The sequence below is a fragment of the Legionella sp. W05-934-2 genome (assembly GCF_964199965.1).
Lineage (GTDB): Bacteria > Pseudomonadota > Gammaproteobacteria > Legionellales > Legionellaceae > JAFIFT01.
Map to the genome: position 1 here is coordinate 1 of NZ_CAXMZT010000005.1, position 17,708 is coordinate 17,708.

Consider the following 17,708-nt stretch of genomic DNA (forward strand, 5'->3'; position numbering starts at 1 on the left):
ACAATAAATCTTCTCGCGGGCGAGGGGGTTCTCTTTGGTTTTGCCAAATTTTCTTATTGAACAAAAATATATCAGGATTCCTCAGCGCTTTGCTTCTTTCGGGCTAAGACACTTTATGGTCGGACCAAATGGCCATCTCAATTTTTTGGTCCTAATTTGTCAGCCCACTCCTCAAATGACCATCTACTCATCGTGTAATTGTTTGATATCGTTTTTAGCACGTCATCTAGGTCAAGACCTGTAGACAAAAATGCCTCTCTTAATATCTGACGTTTCTGTTCATCAGGCATTGAAGGATTGCTAGAAAGTTTAGAATACAAATTTTTTAAAAACTGGATTTGATTTTCTTTATCTTTTTCATTAATAGTGGTTTTTTGGGTAAACAATTTCATTAACTTAAATTCTCCGAATAGGTGAAGCCGTAATTCGGGGCATTGATTCCCACATCAGCAAAAGATTGCTTAGGAAATTAACTCCATAATTAAGCTTAATAATTTTCTAGTTATGTTTATTCAAACCGGCTGGCAATAATATGAAATACCAGAAGCAAAATCAATGATATATTTAGAACCACATTTACCTATAATGGCTTCAGCCGAGCATGCGGGTTTTGGGGACGATAAGTTGAAATTCACTTTTTTACAAAGCAAAACGTTAATTTAGTATAAGGTAGTTCAATGACGTCCTTATTTTTAAATTGGCATTCTGCATAATCTAGCGCATCTAATAAAAACTCTCCTTGCTCTTTCTCACCGATAGGAAGGAGGCATGGTAACCATCCTTTTATATAATCACAAAGCGCTTGGCGGCAGCTATAAGACGCGAGACATTCTTCCGTTTTAAACAACAAGGGCTCAAACCGATTTTCTAAAGCAAGCGTTTTAAAGCGAGCGCTAGATAGCCAAGACGAAGCAGGGCTTATCGATAAATACTTTTGCCATCTTGGATAGGAAAATACCTCCATAAAAATACGCCAATAAGGCGACTCTTTTGGATAGGTCACCCCTAGGAACTTTCCGTCACTTTTCAATGCGTTAAAGCAATTTTTGAAAACGGCGGCAAGATTATGAGACCAATGCAAGCAGTTAAAGGCTGTTATCAAGGAATATAACTGTTCGCCATGATTTGATTCGGCTTGGCCAATTTTAAAGGTCAAATTCGGATAGTTAATGGGACGATAGGTTTTAGTGGCATAATGGATCATGTCTTCGGAAGGGTCGATACCAACCACGCTGCCTTTATCGACAATTTCAGCTAATCTAGCTGATAAAAAGCCATCACCACATCCCATATCTAAAATAATGTCTGTGCTAGCAGGCGGAAATAAATTCATTATCTCCATTGCGACGGATTTTTGAAATGATGAGTGTTCGTCATAATGTTTTGGGTCTAATTTAGCCATCTAGCAAGCTCGTTTAAACATAGCAGTTCATCAATTCTACACTATTTAATCCGATGAGGTTATGGAACTAGTTTGGGGATGAGGAAAGTTATTGCCATGAGGCTATAATCCTAAAACATGGCGTTTCCATTTTTCGAATCAGCGGGGATTACCTGCAAAACATCCCAATGTTCTAGAATTTTACCGTTTTCGGATAACCTGAAAATATCAATCCCTGCATAATCCTTATCTCCTGGCCACTCTTGCAAGCAGTGCAAAACAACGAAGTTATTTTCTGCAATGACTTTCTTAAATGTGACTTTCTTGCCAGGATACTCTTTCGCCATTCTATTAAAATATTCAATGAACCCTTCTTTGCCGTCTTTCACATGCGGATTATGTTGAATATATGAATCCCCAACATATTTAGCGATTGCTTCGGCGGGTTTATTTTTGTTGAACATGAGATCGTAAAACTCAACCACATTCTTTTTGTTTCTTTCAAGCACGTTCACTGTCAATTCCTTTGTATTTGTTAAATTTGATAAACCGGCATATACCCCTGCGGGGAAACCAAGCAGCATTAATAAATAAATGATTGTTTTTTTCATCTCAAAAATGTCCTGATCAAATAAGATAGCTATTGGATAGTATCACTTCTACGGGCACGTCGCACAGGTTTACACCGCGCACTTGTGCTGATATATTGAACACCCATAATATGTCTGCGCAAATAAATGCCAACTCAACGCTAGACCTTAATTAATTTACTAACAGGTTATATCGCTATGAAATTTTTTTTCATCAAATCCACTTACAAACGCGTGGAAGAAATGTATTGGCTAGGAAAAACACAAGCCAATGAAGAAATTTGTTTGTCAAAAGATAAAGTCGTGGGGGAGTTTATAACCCTTGGGTTTTATCGATTAATGGGAATACCAACCCCAAAAACCTATCTAGGTGAGACCGAAAATGGGTATGTGCTAATCAGTAAATTAATGAAAAATTGGACTAGTTTGCGCCTTTCGGGGAATATAGATGAAACGCCTGCCTTACCAAGCGATTTAGAAGGCCTAGCGGAATTTGAACTCGCTTCTGCTGTATTATCGGATATTGATGCGAGTGGTTGGGTTTTTGACAATATCGGTAAGAAGGATAAGAACGCTCGCAAGGTTCTTTCTAAACTTGATGGGGGCACCCACGTATTAAACCAAAACGAAGGTGACTTCTTTAGAGAATTTTTTACAATCAAGGACCAGATAGCTGAGTTTCCTCAGGGGATTGCAACCTTATCAGAAGATGATAATCTAAATCATACTTACTTAAAGCTGTTTTTGGTAGAAAATTTAACAAAATATAACCAGCACTATAACCATTTATTCGACAGCATTTCAAAAGACCAGCGAATTCAAGCTTTAAAAAAACTACAGAGCATTACTCGAAATGAGCTTGAAATATTGCTTAGAAAAATACCAGAGAATTGGCTGACGCAAGTTCGTCGAGAAGAAATTTTGAATTATTTAGAAAGCAGGATTAACGAGTTTAAGATAAAATTTAAAAAATATATCGATGATGAAACGGAATTAGAAAAACGAGCCACGCAGTCTTCTAATTATTTCTTCCAAAAATTACTCTCCCAAAAATCCGTCGTTAAAAGCAACTGGGAACACAAATACACCCCAGATGCAAATTATCACGATAAAGGCGACTGGAGTCAATCGGGCGCAGGTCAAACACGATATATAAAGAATGCTAGTTAATCATTTGTCCGATTAACTTGTATTGAATTTGCTTCCAGTTCTAGGGGGTGCAACATAAAATAACCGCTCTAAAAAGACGAATTAGGTTGTTTTAAGAATTCAAGTTCTTCAGGGGTTGATTGCCTGCCTAAAATCGCATTTCTGTGTGGGTATCGACCAAACCGTTCAATGATCGCTGCGTGCTTCAGCTCAAACTCATAATTCGCTTCCATTTGTGGTTGACTAAAAAGTTGCTTTGCTTGTTTATGGATAATAAGCGATTCACTATGCATAAAGGGCATATATAGAAAGGACCGTTGCTTTGGATCAAGCGCCTCATCAAATTTATTGTGAATGGCAAATTGTGCTAATAATAATGCCATACCATCAAAGGAAAAGCTTTGAGGTGTGTCCCTAAAAATATTGCGAGAAAATTGGTCGAGTAGAATAACCTCTGCTAATGAGCCCAATGCACTACTGCGCCAATTCACTAATTCTCCCTGCGATGCTTGCGTATGTAGCTCAAGAAATTGAACGTTAATTAAGTTATCTAACGTATTATCTTTTTTCCACCAATCAGCTGGCGATAACGTGTTAAACCAAAAGTCTAATACATCGTTGTAGTTCATAGTCGTATCTTATAATCAATTGGGTCATAGCTATCATACACTTTGTGAAGCAGTATCGGTACCCTCTTTTAAAACGGTACTCTGGCAGGGAAGATTAAGCGCTTTCCCTGGGATATTGTTATAATAAGGCATTAATACAAAACACTTCATATGAGAAGGATGCATGACAATGGCAGAGATCATTAATCTTAATAAAAAAAGAAAGGCGAAAAATCGGTTGGCAAAAGAAAAAAAAGCAGCTGAAAACCGAATTAAATTCGGAAGAACCAAAAAAGAAAAGCAGATAGCAAAACAAGAAAGTGATCGCGATGAGCGTCACTTAGATGGTCACAAGCTAGAAAGCGAAGACGACGAGCAAGAATAACGCTCGTCGTTCGCATGATTGTGCGTCCGGAAGAGTCGTTTAAAAGTCGAAACAAATTATGTCCAACATCGTTTCACAAATCGAAATGCTTATGATAGGATAGCCGCGCCTTAATTAAGAAATAGGAGTTTTTAATGGCTGTAAAAGATTTTATGCCTTCATTCGGATTGGCAAGTGGTGTTGGTGCAGTAACCGGTTTGGGTGCTGCTGGTGGGGTAGCAGGTGGCATGTTTTTGAATGCAACTTTCGCTAATTTTGTCCTAGGTTTAAGCGTCTTTGGTTTGAGCATCGGTGGTTTAGGTCTCCCCATGGTTGCATCCGTTGCTATCGCTGCTGCGATTGCCGGTGTTGGCGCCTTTGCTGCAGGCACAGTGGCTACGTCTGTCCTTAATGTCGCTTGGAATGTGTTGAGTGCTGGATTTAGCATGATTGCTGGTTTGTTTGGCAGTAGCGCTAGTCAAAGTCCAAATCAAAGCCCAAGCCAAAGCCCAAGCCAAAGCCCAAGCCCAAGCCCAAGCCCACAGGTTTCCCCTTCTCTAGAAGGTCTTGGCAAAGGGTCAGATAGAGTAAGCACACCTCCCACATCTGAGGTGATTCCATCGAAACCCGTCACTTCCGAGAAAAGTCCTAGCCCAATGGACATAGAGGAAGAAGAGAAAGAAGAGAAAGAAGCACAATTCTCTCCCGCACACTAACTTTTGAACAATTTCCCTGCTTGCTTTCAGTCGTCATTGAAGGCAAGCATTGAAGAAATTGCCCTGCTTTTCTGCCCTCATTTCGGGCGAATGATGCTGAAATGCCTATTTTCCATCCTGCCTATCGTTTATCCCCTTGGCAATTCCGCCATTTCAAGGTAGCATATTAACCCAGTGATACCAGCATTTTTTGAGTGCTGGCTGACCGTCAACTCAAGACTTAGGGTGAATGCATGACGCAAGTAGAAGAACAAGTAAAGCCAGAAGTACAACAGCGAGTCAATCACATATTGACCCATCTCAATCAACAAATCCTTGGTCAACAAGCATTAATTTCGCGGCTCATGATCGCCTTGCTTGCCGATGGCCATTTGTTGGTGGAAGGGGCGCCTGGGTTGGCAAAAACACGTGCAGTGAAAGCATTATCCGAGTGTGTTGAAGGTGATTTCCATCGTATTCAATTTACCCCCGATTTATTGCCAGGGGATTTAACAGGCACGGAAGTCTATCGCCCGGATTCGGGTGAGTTTGCCTTTCAAAAAGGACCTATTTTCCATCATTTGCTCTTAGCCGATGAAATTAACCGAGCGCCTGCGAAAGTGCAATCCGCCTTGTTAGAGGCCATGGCTGAGCGCCAAGTGACCATTGGTGGCCACACGTATATCTTACCCGAGCTATTTTTAGTGATGGCAACCCAAAACCCGATTGAGCAAGAAGGAACCTATCCCTTACCTGAAGCGCAATTAGATCGATTTTTACTCTATGTTAAGATTACCTATCCTGAAGCCGCAGTTGAACATGACATTTTACAATTATCGCGAAAAGAAGTGTTGGGCCAGCATAAAAGCCAGAGTAAATTAAAATCTTTAACGCAAAAAGAATTATTTGAGGCTCGGCAAGCCGTTCTGAATGTTCATACCAGTGATGCGTTAGAAAATTACGCCATCCAATTGGTGATGGCAACGAGAACCCCAGTTGCATTTGACCAACGTTTGAGTCAATGGATTCGATATGGCGCCAGTCCTCGTGGCACATTGGCATTGGATCGCTGCTCAAAAGCGCACGCTTGGTTATGCGGGCGAGATTATGTCACGCCCGATGATATCCAAACCATCGCGCACGATGTTTTGCGTCATCGTATTTTATTAACGTATGAAGCCGAAGCCGATGGGGTGACAACGGACGATGTCATCGATACCATTTTACAAAATGTGGCTGTTCCTTAGGAGGTGTCGTGTCAACGGGTATTACCGCATCGATCCCTGAACTGGTCAGTCTTAAACAGCGAATGCAGCGCCAACATGAGCCTATTTTAGCGCGGGCACAACAACCCGGTCATCGTGTTTCGCGGTTGCGCGGTAGAGGGATGGATTTTGCCGAAACACGGCATTATCAACCGGGGGATGAAATCCGCCATATGGATTGGCGTGTCACCGCTAGAACGGGTGAGCCGCATGTCAAAGTCTATCAGCAAGAACGCGAACGGCCAGTCATTATTCTGGCTGATTTTAATCCGTCTCTATTTTTTGGTACACGCGTTTGCCTAAAGTCAGTTGTAGTGGCAAAAGTGGCGGCTTTAGTGGCCTGGCGAGCGGTGAAGGCCGGTGATCGCGTGGGGGCACTGTTATTTTCAAGTGATACCCATCAAGAATTACAACCACGGAGTCGCGACAAAGGCATCTTACCGTTATTATCCAAATTAAGTGAGTTCAGTGAGTTTCAAAATCAAGTGGCACCACCAATGCTGCTGAGTGATGCGTTGATTCGATTGCGTCGCGTGGTGAGGCCTGGCAGTTTGATTATTGTTATCTCCGATTTTTATCAGTTGGATGAAGCAAGTGAACGCCATTTGAAACGATTACGTCAGCACAATGATATTATTTTTTATGCCATTACCGATCCAATCGAACAAGCGATTCCACAAAAAGGTCGCTATGGTATGAGTGATGGTACCCATCGTATTGTCTTAGATACTAGCCAAAATGCCGCCCAAAAAGCCTTTCGCCAACTGCAATTACAGCGCCTAGAACGGTTAAATTCGATTTGCCAATCAACTCAGATTGCTTGCCATACCATTCGCTCGGACGATGATTACGCTTTAATCATTAACCAAAGTTTAAACGGGAGGCGCTATGGATAAGCAGGCAGCACTAGCGCAACTCAAAGACATTCATCTCCCCGATGCAATCGGTTGGTGGCCACCAGCAGTAGGTTGGTGGTTGGTGATAGCAATCGTAGCATTGGTGATGGCATGGCTTAGTTGGCGAAGCTGGCGCTGGTGGCAGGCTATGAAACCAAAGCGGCAAGCGTTACGCATCCTTGAAAAAATTGAATCGAAAGCGAAATCAAATATCCCCGTGAATGATACGTGTGCCCAGGTATCTCAGTTATTACGCCGGGTGGCTTTAACCTATTATCCTGTCAATGAAGTCGCGGGGTTAAAAGGGGATGCGTGGATTATCTTTCTCAATAACCACAGCGATAATGTTAATTTTAATGCCGTCAGAGACCATCTATTAGTCTACCCTTATTGCAACCAAGCACAAGCAAGTTTGACACCTTTGTTTGATAGGACGCGGATCTGGATTAAACAACGGAGGCAGCCATGGTTGAAATAACCTATCCCTGGGTACTCTGGTTTATTCCACTGCCGTGGCTATTAAGATGGTTATTGCCACAAGCAAGGCAGGCGTTTGGACCCTCTTTAAAAGTGCCATTTTATCAGGACTTACAGCACGCGCTGCATGGCAAACATGTGACAATTGGCCAAAACAATTCATTTTGGTGGTGGGCAATCATCTGGTTATTATTAGTCATCGCAGCCAGCACCCCGCGTTGGGTTGGTGAACCACGCCCACTTCAACGCGAAGGGCGCAATATCATGATGGCGCTGGATTTATCCGGGAGCATGGAAGTGGATGATATGCTGCTACATGGAAGGCCAGTAAGTCGTTTGGCCGTGGTAAAACGTGCCGCTGAGCAGTTTGTCAAAGCGCGAGCAGGGGATCGTATTGGTTTAATTTTATTTGGTTCAAAAGCTTACTTACAAACGCCCTTAACCTATGATCGCCTAACTGTATTGGATCGAATCCAAGATGCAACCGTGGGGTTAGCTGGAAAAACAACGGCGATTGGCGATGCTCTGGGATTATCAGTTAAACGGCTACAAGATGTGCCGGCAAAGGGGCGAATCATTATCTTATTAACTGATGGGGTAAATAATGCCGGTTTGCTTGACCCGCTGCCTGCGGCAGAGTTAGCAAAAAAAGATGGGATTAAAGTGTATACGATCGGTTTGGGTTCAAAGACAACGCATTATGGCATGGATCCATTTATTCAGATGGGCCCGGTTGCGGATTTGGATGAAAAAACACTTCGCCAGATTGCGCAAATGACTGGCGGGCAATATTTTCGTGCAACCGATCCGCAGAGTTTGAACCAAGTGTATGACACCATCAATCAGATTGAGGCGATTCAACAAAATCAAGCGACAGTTCGCCCTCAAATCGACTATTACCCATGGTTTGCAGCGGCAGCTTGGTTGCTAGCAATGGCTTGGTTAAGTTATCACTTAGGATTGTACCGATTATTACCACGACGGGAAAACAGCCAGGAGGGAATGGTACATGAGTAGCCTTCACTGGATTAGACCCTATTGGTTATTAGCCTTGATTCCTTGTATTTTGGCGGCCTTTTATTTATGGCGCTATCAGACCAATCAAAGTAGTTGGTCAGCCATTTGCGATCCCCATTTGTTAAAGCATCAACTAGTGGCAAGTGGTAAACAACAGCGCTTGTCCATGCTACCGTTGATTGTTTCTTTGCTGTTAATGATTTTGGGATTGGCCGGGCCCAGTTGGACGAAGCTGCCAACGCCCACTTATCAAACGGTCATGCCGAGAGTCATCTTGCTCGATATGTCTTCAGCCATGCAAGATACTGATGTGAAACCCAACCGGTTGTTTCGCGCAAAATTGCTGATTCGAGACATTTTGGATCAAACGAAGGAAGGACAAATTGCTTTGATTGCATATTCCGGGATGCCTTTCGTGGTGTCTCCGTTAACGCAAGACAGTAATACCATTGAATCATTGTTATCATCTTTAAATAATGATGTGATGCCCGTTAGTGGGGATGACTTGGCTGCTGCGCTGCAAGAAGGAAAACAGCTGATTGAACAAGCGGGATTCCACATCGGAGATTTGTTGGTGATTACAGCAAATCAACCAACGCAACAAGCAATCGAAACAGCCGAATCGTTAGCAGAAAACAATTTCCAAACTTCCGTGTTGCCGATTAATGGTAATCATTGGATTTCCAATGCAGACAATGCGCTTGCAAAAGCTGGAAAAGGAATGGTTATCGATTTTCCCAATAGCGGTCCAGGACTGCAACGTTGGTTAAACGAAAGTCATCGCTCGCATCAATTACAAGCGGATGTTATGAATAATGTGCCCTTATGGAAAGATGAAGGCCATTGGTTCATGTTGCTAGCGCTTTTAAGCTTGATTCCTGTGTTTCGCCGGGGTTATTTGGAGGCATTGGCATGAAAAAACAGGGCTGCTTGTTACTAGGTTTGCTTTTTTGCCAGCCGCTTATGGCTTGGCAATGGAAGGATTTTTGGCGAACAGCGGATCAACAGGCAAAAACGATGATGCAAAAAGGCCAATACAAGCAGGCAGCAGAGACGTTTCAGCGCCCCGATTGGCAAGCAACGGCTGCCTATCGTTCAGGACAATATGAGCAAGCAGCAAAACAGTTTGGTCAACAAGATGATGCGGATGGCTATTTTAACCAGGGCAATGCCTTAGCGCATATGGGTAAATATGAAGAAGCGATAGAGGCCTATAAAGAAGCATTGGATCTCAGCCCAGACATGGCTGATGCCAAAGAAAATAAAGCCATTTTGGAAAAACTACTCAAAGAAGAACAGAAGAAAGAACAAAACCAAAACCAGGATAACCAAAACCAGGATAAGCAAAACCAGGATAACCAAAACCAGGATAAGCAAAACCAGGATAAGCAAAACCAGGATAAGCAAAACCAGGATAAGCAAAACCAGGATAACCAAAACCAGGATAAGCAAAACCAGGATAAGCAAAACCAGGATAACCAAAACCAGGATAAGCAAAACCAAGATAACCAAAACCAGGATAAGCAAAACCAAGATAACCAAAACCAGGATAAGCAAAACCAAGATAAGCAAAACCAAGATAAGCAAAACCAGGATAAGCAAAACCAGGATAAGCAAAACCAGGATAAGCAAAACCAGGATAAGCAAAACCAGGATAAGCAAAACCAGGATAAGCAAAAATCCCCTAAATCGGAGTCTGCCGAAAAGAAGCAGTCGACTTTGAGCCCAGAAGATGAACAAAAAAAACAAAGACTTCTTCGTTTAGTGCCCGATGATCCGGGTGGTTTACTACGCCAAAAATTCTTACGGGATTACATAAGACGGCAGCGAGGGTGGCAGTCATGATCAAACGCATAATCATTACCGCGCTATTAGTATGCTTTATGCACATAGTGGCCGCAAATCAGGTTCAAGTCCAAGTTGAATCCCAATCCATTGTGGCGGATAAACCCTTCACGGTTACCTTCCGCGTTGAAGATCCGAGTCAACAATTGACGCCAGATTTTAGTGAACTCGAAAAAGATTTTACCATCTTAAGCACAGCGACAAGCACCCGCATCAGCATTATCAATGGTCAACGTCAAGCAGAAGTAGTTTGGTCTGTCGTTCTGCAAACAAATCAGGCTGGCAAATTAATAATTCCTTCTATCAATTTTGGTCCCTATAGTTCGCCAGAAACGGCCCTAACAGTTGGAAAAAGAAGTCAAAGTGCCTCAAAATCGCTAAAGACAGATCAGCAGAAAACTCCTGTCTTTCTGCAAGCGGAAGTCAATAATAAAAAGCCTTATATTAATGAGGCCGTCATCTATACGGTCAAATTATATCGGCAAAGCGGGGTGTTTATTAATGGCAGCTACCAGCAGCAGGAAGTCGAAAACGCGTTAGTCGTCCCTTTAAACAAATCGCAAGATAGTACCATTTTATCCGATGGCCGTGCTTTTTTAGTTGAATCAATGACATATGCTATCTATCCCAATGACAAAGGTAAACTAATTATTAAAGCACCTTCCTTAAGAGGGACCATCAGCGATATTTATATGCGCCGTTTTGATATCGATGCCAATGAAGTGAGTCTCGATGTACAACCGATTCCTAAATCGGCTAAAAATTATTGGCTGCCAGCAAAACAAGTGACTCTCAGCCAGAATTTCAGCCAAGACACCCGTGATTTGCAGCAAGGCAACACAGTTATTCGAACCATCAAATTGACTGCGGTTGGGTTACCTGCTCAATTAATCCCGGAAGTGACACTCCCTTCGGGTACAAAGGCGAAAATTTATGAGGAAAAACCTGAGCGAGATAATACCGCTAGCAATAACCAGGTCGTTGGCACATTGACACTGAAAGTGACCTATTTGCTGGAGAATGCGGGGGATATTGACCTTCCGGAAATTATAGTCAGGTGGTTTAATACAAAAACACGAAAATATGAAACCGCTACTTTGCCGAAACAACAATGGCAAGTCAAAGCATCACCCATCGGCAACTCAAAGCAATCCAACACAACATTAGGTACCCAATCCCAGCCTAAGTTACCTAAGCAATCAACCACTCCCGCAAAAACCATGGTGCATCAAGTTGCATCCAATTGGGTAATCATGGTCGTTATTGTCAGTATCCTTCTGTTTGTTGGCATCATTATCAAATTCCTCACCCATCGACAATGGAAAAAAGTGCAATCAAAGGTGGTTTCTGTGAGTGAACGGCGATTGCGTCATCAATTAAAATTAGCCTGTCAAAAGCAAGAGGCAAAAGAGGCGAAAGTGGCGCTTGTTGATTGGGCAGCACTGTATTTTGATAACCCGAATATTATCAACCTGAGCCAAGTGAGCAATCAAATTGGTCACTTAGGTTTTAGTAAGGCAATTCAAGAATTGAATCAGTATCTGTATTCCCCTAAGCCGGGTAGTTATTGGCGTGGTGACGCCTTATGGCAAGCATGGGAAGACTATTGCAAGAAACGGAAAAACTCAAAGAGCAAAAGTAGCCAGTCCCTATCTCCCATGTTTCCGGAAACCTAGGCCATGAATATTGATGCTTATTTAAGCCAAGATGCCACGGGATTAGCTTTAGCCATCAAACAAAATGAAGCCAATTTCCAAGATCTGCTAAGTCTTGCCTGTGAACGAGCTGACCAGGTGAATCGCAAAATCAATGCGATCACGCATCAATTTCCCCAATTAGCTGAGCGTTTTATCATGCAGTTAAAAGGCGATGAACCCTTTTATGGTGTGCCCATCGTGGTGAAAGAGTTGGGCCAAGCCATCCCCGGTCTGCCAATGCGATGTGGTAGCCGGTTATTGGCCGATAACTTGGCTCAGTATCAACATGATTTTATTGGTAAGATTTTAGCATTGGGCTTTGTTCCATTTGCAATGACGAATACACCCGAATTTGGCCTATCCTATGTGACCGAAAGTCAGCTTTTTGGACCTTGCCGTAACCCGTATGACTTAACCCGAAGTGCTGGTGGATCGTCAGGTGGCTCGGCAGCGGCAGTGGCGTCGGGTATTGTACCTGTTGCCACCGCCAGTGATGGCGGTGGTTCGATTCGTATCCCTGCTGCTTGCTGTGGACTTGTGGGATTTAAGCCGTCGTCGGGTATGATGCCTACTGGCCCCATTAGTTACGATCCTTGGTCAGGGATGGCTGTTAATAATATCGTCAGTCGAACACTCAGAGATACGATTCGCATTTTTGAATTTTTTCATCCTCCCTTAAACAAGGAAAAGAAGGCCGACAAACCAACATTTGTCCTAGGCAAAGGACTTTTTAATGATGTGCCGATATTTCCTCCCTTTCAAGAAGCCTTTCTCTCGTTTATTGACAAGTTAAATCAAGCTAACTATACCGTTGTGGAGCGAGCATTTCATTTACCGTTGCAAGAAATCGGTGAAACAGTCCTCACGCTGATAAAAGCCAATATCAGTGCGGAGATGCAACGGATTGAGAAAACAACGGGAAAGGCGATTACCTCTGATTTATTAGAGCCAGCTACTTGGGCTTTTTATGAGGGAGGCAAAAAATTAAGTGCCGCCGATTTAATTTTGGCGAGGGACAGTCTTTTTCAATTATTGCGTCCTGTCAGAGAGGGATTGTCCGATAATGAAGTGATTATTAGCCCGGTCTTAGCTCAGCCCCCCTTACCACTTGGACAATTATCCACGTCCGATCATTTTGATACCTACATCGAACAACATCTATTATTTTGTCCCTTTACAGGCTTATTTAATCAAACGGGAATGCCAGCGATTAGTCTGCCTTACTCCATGGCGGGTGGGTTTAATTTTTCTGTCCAATTAGGAGCAAGAAAAGGGAACGATCATGCGTTGCTCAAGGCTGCTAATCGCTTGTTAGCTGAAGGTATTATCACCGAACGTGCCCCTATTTTTCCGGGTAGCGGTAAATGACTCGTTGGCATCGGACACAAGCAGCGCTGGTCCTATTTGATTGGGCGAAGGATTTAAAATATTGGCCGAATGTTCGTCGGGATGTGGTGGCGGGTCTTACCGTGGCAATGCTGTTGATCCCGCAATCCTTAGCGTATGCACAACTCGCGGGCTTACCAATATACTATGGGTTGTATGCGGCGTTCATACCCCCCATTATCGCAAGTCTATTTGCATCTTCTCGGTATTTATCCACGGGGCCTGTTGCCATCACCTCCCTTTTAACCGCTTCAGTATTACAGAACTTAGCGGTTTCTGGCAGCGATGAATACATTGCTTATGCCATCGCTTTGTGTTTGCTTGCCGGAATAATTCAATGTGGCTTGGGGGCGCTAAAGCTAGGAAGGGTGATGAACTTCATTTCCTATCCTGTGATGATTGGGTTTGCCAATGCAGCGGCGATAATCATCGCCTTAGCACAATTGGGAAATTTAATTGGTATTCCAACCCCGCCTGCGACTCATGCGATTGATGCGTTTTTTAAGGTGATACAAGATATACCCAATCTCGTGAATATTGCGAGCCTGTCGATTGGATTATTAGCCATCCTCTTGATCATTATTGGCCAATATTATTTCCGCCGATGGCCTATTGTATTAATGGTTGCGTTGTTAACAACGCTAATTGCATGGCTAACAAACTATCAGCAACAACGCACAGTGACCTTCGATCAAATCATAAACCCTTCTATAGCCATGCTCATAAAAAGTCGTGCAAGCTTTGAGGAAGACTCCGCTAAGTTAATTGTCAATATTGAAAAAGCACAACGTCAAGTGGATGAGGCGATTGACACAGAAGACACCCCTGAAGATAAGATGGCGGGATTAATGAACCAACTCAGCCAAGCAAAATGGCAGTTAGAGCAACGTATTATTCGTGATAAGGTTGATAAAACTGCTTTAAACCGCATTCGCTTGCGCGAGTTAAGCACGGAAAAAGGGGTGCGCTATTTCATTGAAGGTCAAATGTCGCCCATTGGCAAAGTCGGTAAAAAAGTATGGCAAATCGACGATTACTATCTTGATTATGTTGATATTCGTACTGGCGGTGAAGTCGTTGGCAGCATACCCTCGGGGTTGCCTTCATTCCAATTGATTGCATTGGACAGTCGATTGATTAAACGCTTATTAATTGGTGCATTGGCGATCGCCTTGATTGGATTTATGGAATCGATTGCGGTGGCCAAACGTTATGCGACAGATAAGCGAGAATCGTTGAGTATTAATCAAGAGTTAGTTTCCCAAGGGTTGGCTAAAATAAGTGGGGCGTTTTTTCAAAGTATGCCTGTTTCAGGTGGATTTGCGCGAACGGCATTAAACATGGCAAGCGGTGCACGAACTAATTTTTCAAATATAGTCGCCGGTCTGACAGTCGGTTTGATACTGCTGGTAGGAACAGGCCTATTTTATTATCTACCAAAAGCAACGTTGGCTGCTATTATTATCGTTTCAGTCATTGGGCTGGTCAATTTTCCTGCCATGTTCCATATATTCCGTGTTAGTCGGAATGAAGGGTTTTTGGCGTTATTTACCTTTGCGGCTACTTTGCTATTAGCGCCACGCATCGATTATGCCATATTGCTAGGGGTGCTCGTATCTTTGGTGATTTATTTAAATGAGGGAATGAATCCCAAAATCGTGGAGTTGGTCCGCCAAGATGATAACGAGTGGGGAGAAGTTCGCCCAGGGCAAGCAACGTGTTATTTGATAAGCATGATTCGCTTTGGCGGCTCGTTATATTTTGCCAATGCGACCTATTTTGCCGATACCTTGCTGGAGTTAGTCAGAAGCCGTCCAAAATTAAAGTATATTATCGTGGATTGTATCCGGGTAAATAAAATTGATGCCAGTGGCTTACAAGCCTTAGAGAATGTGGTATTTCAGCTCGATGATGCTGGTGTGGAAGTTTGGTTTGTTCGAATGAGACAGTCGGTTAAGACAATATTAGAACATAGCCAGTGTCCTCTCTTGAAAAAAGAAACCCTATTTTTTGCAAGTCATCGCCAAGCCATCGATGCGCTCACTCAATATTTAGGTGCAAAGCATATGAACAATTGCCCATTAGCGAAAATCAAAGGCAAGCACTAACAGGGTTTGTCACCGACCCGAGTTACTTATCATCAAACAATGATTTCAACGCTCTAACGCGGGATTGAACTTGAGCGTGAAGTTGTCGCAGGATTATTAATCAACTATTATTAAAATAGTAACTAATTGTTTAGGGACGTTCCCTAATAGAGATGAGTAGCGAAGACCGATGAACATGCCACAAAATAAAAAGGACATCCTGCGTTTTGTCGGTTGGTTTTTTGTGTTCAATGCTATTTTATTTTGGCTATTAGGTTATGGCTATTTAGAGAAAATATTACTATCACCCTCCTTGTTTGAAAATACAATCGTTGATTTTACCAGTCTAACGGGCAAAACAGTTGTCATCGTTTTTGCTGTCGTCAATTATCTTTGTTATATGACGGCATTGGCGTTTTTTCCAGCCATGCCCATACTACTCATAGCTTACTTTATACCGATTAAGCGGCTTATATGGTTATTTTGCATCGGAATTGGCACATTGAGTCTGATGTTGCTCATTATTAACAATAATATTTTCTCCATGTTTAAGTTCCATCTCAATACGCAAATTCTGAGTTTGCTGTTTGAAACTAAAGGGATGGATGTATTTGAATTTTCGATGCGTGAATACGTCACGTTTTTCACCGTGCTTGGGGTGGTGTTTTTTATTGAAATTTGTGTTGCCTATGTCGTTTGGACAAAAATAATCATTCGTAAAAAGCTGCATTTTGGAAAGACACTCGCGACATTTTGGCTGGGTGGGTTCTTGTTTAGTTATTTCATGTTAATGCTGTCAATTGATAACAACAATAATTTATTTAGTCAGCAAACACCCAATTTACCATTATATAACCAATTGTTAGTCTATTTGATCCCGGATAAAAATGCGGCAGATATATTGTATCGCTACAGTGAAGAGCACTTTTCACAACCTATTTTCTCAGATGAGAAAATGAATTATCCGCAGAACCCTTTGTTGTGTTCAAGGCCAGAGAATCCTCCTAATATCATCCTCATTATGGTTGATTCCTTAAGGTATGATAGCTTGAAAGACCATATGCCTAACCTAAATAAGTTTGCAAACAAAGCTTGGCAATTTAACAACCATTTGAGCGGCGGAAATGCAACTCAAGCGGGGTTGTTCAGTATATTTTATTCGATTCCAGCTAATTACTGGACCGCTGCCCTAAAACATAAGATTCCACCTGTATTCATGCAGTTATTGCTAAAGTATGGTTACTTAACCAAAATTGTGTGGTCGAGTGAAATGGTCAATCCGCCGTTTCATCAAACAATTTATCATGGCTTAAGCGATTTGAATATTCATGGGGCGCCGGGTGACGATGTTGGTCAACGAGATCAATTTGTGACGGAGCAAGCCATTCGTTTTTTGCAGGATAACCATCAAAAGCAACCATTATTTCTGAATCTATTCTATGATGCACCGCACGCATATTGTCAAGATCAAAGCTATCCAACCCCTTATCAGCCGTCTTTAGAACAATGTTCACGGATTGCCATGACCAACGATGTGGATGCTAAGCCCTACTACAATCGCTACTTAAACGCGGTCAATTTTGTTGACGGTGAATTAGCAAAACTGTTAACCAACTTAGAAAAACTAGGGTATTTAAAAAACAGTATTATTATCATTACCTCCGATCATGGCCAGGAATTTAATGACAATAAACAAAATTACTGGGGGCATGCTGGTAACTTCACCAAAGCGCAAGTGCAAGTTCCGCTTATTATTTATTGGCCAAACAGCAAACCTAGGACCATCGACTATTTAACGAGTAGTTATGATATTGTCCCAACCTTACAAAAGCGAGTATTTCAATGTCAAAATCCAATCATTGATTACAGTATTGGTCAGGATTTATTAGTCAAACATAATCGACTGCCATTTGTTATTTCAGCAAGCTATAGCAATCTAGGATTGATTGAACCCGATCGTTTGACCACATTCCGAACATCCGGGGAAATATTTATTCGAAATCCAAACGCAGAACCTCAGCCTGATGCAAAACCTCGATTAAGCAGCTTGAAAAAAGCATTGCAATTGATGCGTTTGTACTTTGTTAAATCGTAGGGATGTTCCTTAACTAAGCTCATAATTCCTCTTATATTAAAGTGCCTCGGTCTTATGTATGGCTTCCCTTTGCTCAATACGTCCCGACTAGCCACGGCCTGTTTCTGAGGGATCCACACGAAATTAAAACTTCCGACGTACCGCGCTTTATGCGCG

The 17,708-nt window shown here is 42.4% G+C and carries 17 protein-coding genes; 13 read left to right on the plus strand and 4 right to left on the minus strand.

Annotation, left to right across the window (positions count from 1 at the left end; all coding sequences use genetic code 11):
* Positions 1-137: 137 nt before the first annotated feature.
* The 3 genes from AB3348_RS06875 to AB3348_RS06885 form a co-directional block, all read right to left on the minus strand.
* Positions 138-392, minus strand: a complete 255-nt coding sequence (locus AB3348_RS06875; protein ID WP_367606833.1) for a hypothetical protein — start codon at positions 390-392, stop codon at positions 138-140.
* 239 nt (positions 393-631) lie between these two features.
* Positions 632-1,402 (minus strand): trans-aconitate 2-methyltransferase, encoded by a 771-nt coding sequence (locus tag AB3348_RS06880; RefSeq protein WP_367606834.1) that lies wholly within the window; start codon positions 1,400-1,402, stop codon positions 632-634.
* Positions 1,403-1,512: 110 nt separating this feature from the next.
* Positions 1,513-1,992 carry a nuclear transport factor 2 family protein gene (locus AB3348_RS06885; RefSeq protein ID WP_367606835.1) on the minus strand — a complete coding sequence of 160 codons (480 nt, stop codon included), beginning with the start codon at positions 1,990-1,992 and terminating at the stop codon, positions 1,513-1,515.
* A gap of 177 nt (positions 1,993-2,169) precedes the next feature.
* Between AB3348_RS06885 and AB3348_RS06890 the strand changes: the two genes are divergently transcribed.
* The gene (locus tag AB3348_RS06890; RefSeq protein ID WP_367606836.1) at positions 2,170-3,141 is read left to right on the plus strand and encodes a hypothetical protein; all 972 of its coding nucleotides are present in this window, start codon (positions 2,170-2,172) and stop codon (positions 3,139-3,141) included.
* Between the two features lie 68 nt (positions 3,142-3,209).
* Here the strand turns inward: AB3348_RS06890 and AB3348_RS06895 are convergent, their stop codons facing one another.
* Positions 3,210-3,749, minus strand: coding sequence for a DUF924 family protein (locus AB3348_RS06895; RefSeq protein WP_367606837.1), 540 nt, complete (start codon positions 3,747-3,749; stop codon positions 3,210-3,212).
* 169 nt (positions 3,750-3,918) lie between these two features.
* Between AB3348_RS06895 and AB3348_RS06900 the strand changes: the two genes are divergently transcribed.
* The 12 genes from AB3348_RS06900 (at position 3,919) to AB3348_RS06955 (ending at position 17,552) form a co-directional block, all read left to right on the plus strand.
* Positions 3,919-4,113, plus strand: a complete 195-nt coding sequence (locus tag AB3348_RS06900) for a DUF4169 family protein (protein WP_367606838.1) — start codon at positions 3,919-3,921, stop codon at positions 4,111-4,113.
* Between the two features lie 134 nt (positions 4,114-4,247).
* Complete coding sequence (locus AB3348_RS06905; RefSeq protein WP_367606839.1) at positions 4,248-4,808, plus strand: hypothetical protein; 561 nt, start codon at positions 4,248-4,250, stop codon at positions 4,806-4,808.
* Between the two features lie 233 nt (positions 4,809-5,041).
* Positions 5,042-6,034 carry an AAA family ATPase gene (locus AB3348_RS06910; protein ID WP_367606840.1) on the plus strand — a complete coding sequence of 331 codons (993 nt, stop codon included), beginning with the start codon at positions 5,042-5,044 and terminating at the stop codon, positions 6,032-6,034.
* Between the two features lie 8 nt (positions 6,035-6,042).
* Positions 6,043-6,948 (plus strand): DUF58 domain-containing protein, encoded by a 906-nt coding sequence (locus AB3348_RS06915; protein WP_367606841.1) that lies wholly within the window; start codon positions 6,043-6,045, stop codon positions 6,946-6,948.
* Positions 6,941-7,426, plus strand: coding sequence for a DUF4381 domain-containing protein (locus tag AB3348_RS06920; RefSeq protein ID WP_367606842.1), 486 nt, complete (start codon positions 6,941-6,943; stop codon positions 7,424-7,426). Before AB3348_RS06915 ends, AB3348_RS06920 begins: the two co-directional genes overlap by 8 nt.
* On the plus strand, positions 7,414-8,442 hold the full coding sequence (locus tag AB3348_RS06925) for a VWA domain-containing protein (protein ID WP_367606843.1): 1,029 nt from the start codon (positions 7,414-7,416) through the stop codon (positions 8,440-8,442). Before AB3348_RS06920 ends, AB3348_RS06925 begins: the two co-directional genes overlap by 13 nt.
* Complete coding sequence (locus AB3348_RS06930; protein WP_367606844.1) at positions 8,435-9,358, plus strand: VWA domain-containing protein; 924 nt, start codon at positions 8,435-8,437, stop codon at positions 9,356-9,358. The genes AB3348_RS06925 and AB3348_RS06930 overlap by 8 nt, the downstream gene beginning before the upstream one ends.
* Positions 9,355-10,287, plus strand: coding sequence for a tetratricopeptide repeat protein (locus tag AB3348_RS06935; RefSeq protein WP_367606845.1), 933 nt, complete (start codon positions 9,355-9,357; stop codon positions 10,285-10,287). The genes AB3348_RS06930 and AB3348_RS06935 overlap by 4 nt, the downstream gene beginning before the upstream one ends.
* Positions 10,284-11,963 (plus strand): BatD family protein, encoded by a 1,680-nt coding sequence (locus tag AB3348_RS06940; RefSeq protein ID WP_367606846.1) that lies wholly within the window; start codon positions 10,284-10,286, stop codon positions 11,961-11,963. Before AB3348_RS06935 ends, AB3348_RS06940 begins: the two co-directional genes overlap by 4 nt.
* A 3-nt stretch (positions 11,964-11,966) precedes the next feature.
* On the plus strand, positions 11,967-13,352 hold the full coding sequence (locus AB3348_RS06945; RefSeq protein ID WP_367606847.1) for an amidase: 1,386 nt from the start codon (positions 11,967-11,969) through the stop codon (positions 13,350-13,352).
* Positions 13,349-15,478 (plus strand): SulP family inorganic anion transporter, encoded by a 2,130-nt coding sequence (locus tag AB3348_RS06950; RefSeq protein ID WP_367606848.1) that lies wholly within the window; start codon positions 13,349-13,351, stop codon positions 15,476-15,478. The genes AB3348_RS06945 and AB3348_RS06950 overlap by 4 nt, the downstream gene beginning before the upstream one ends.
* Before the next feature lie 175 nt (positions 15,479-15,653).
* Positions 15,654-17,552, plus strand: a complete 1,899-nt coding sequence (locus AB3348_RS06955; RefSeq protein WP_367606849.1) for a DUF3413 domain-containing protein — start codon at positions 15,654-15,656, stop codon at positions 17,550-17,552.
* Positions 17,553-17,708: the final 156 nt, after the last annotated feature.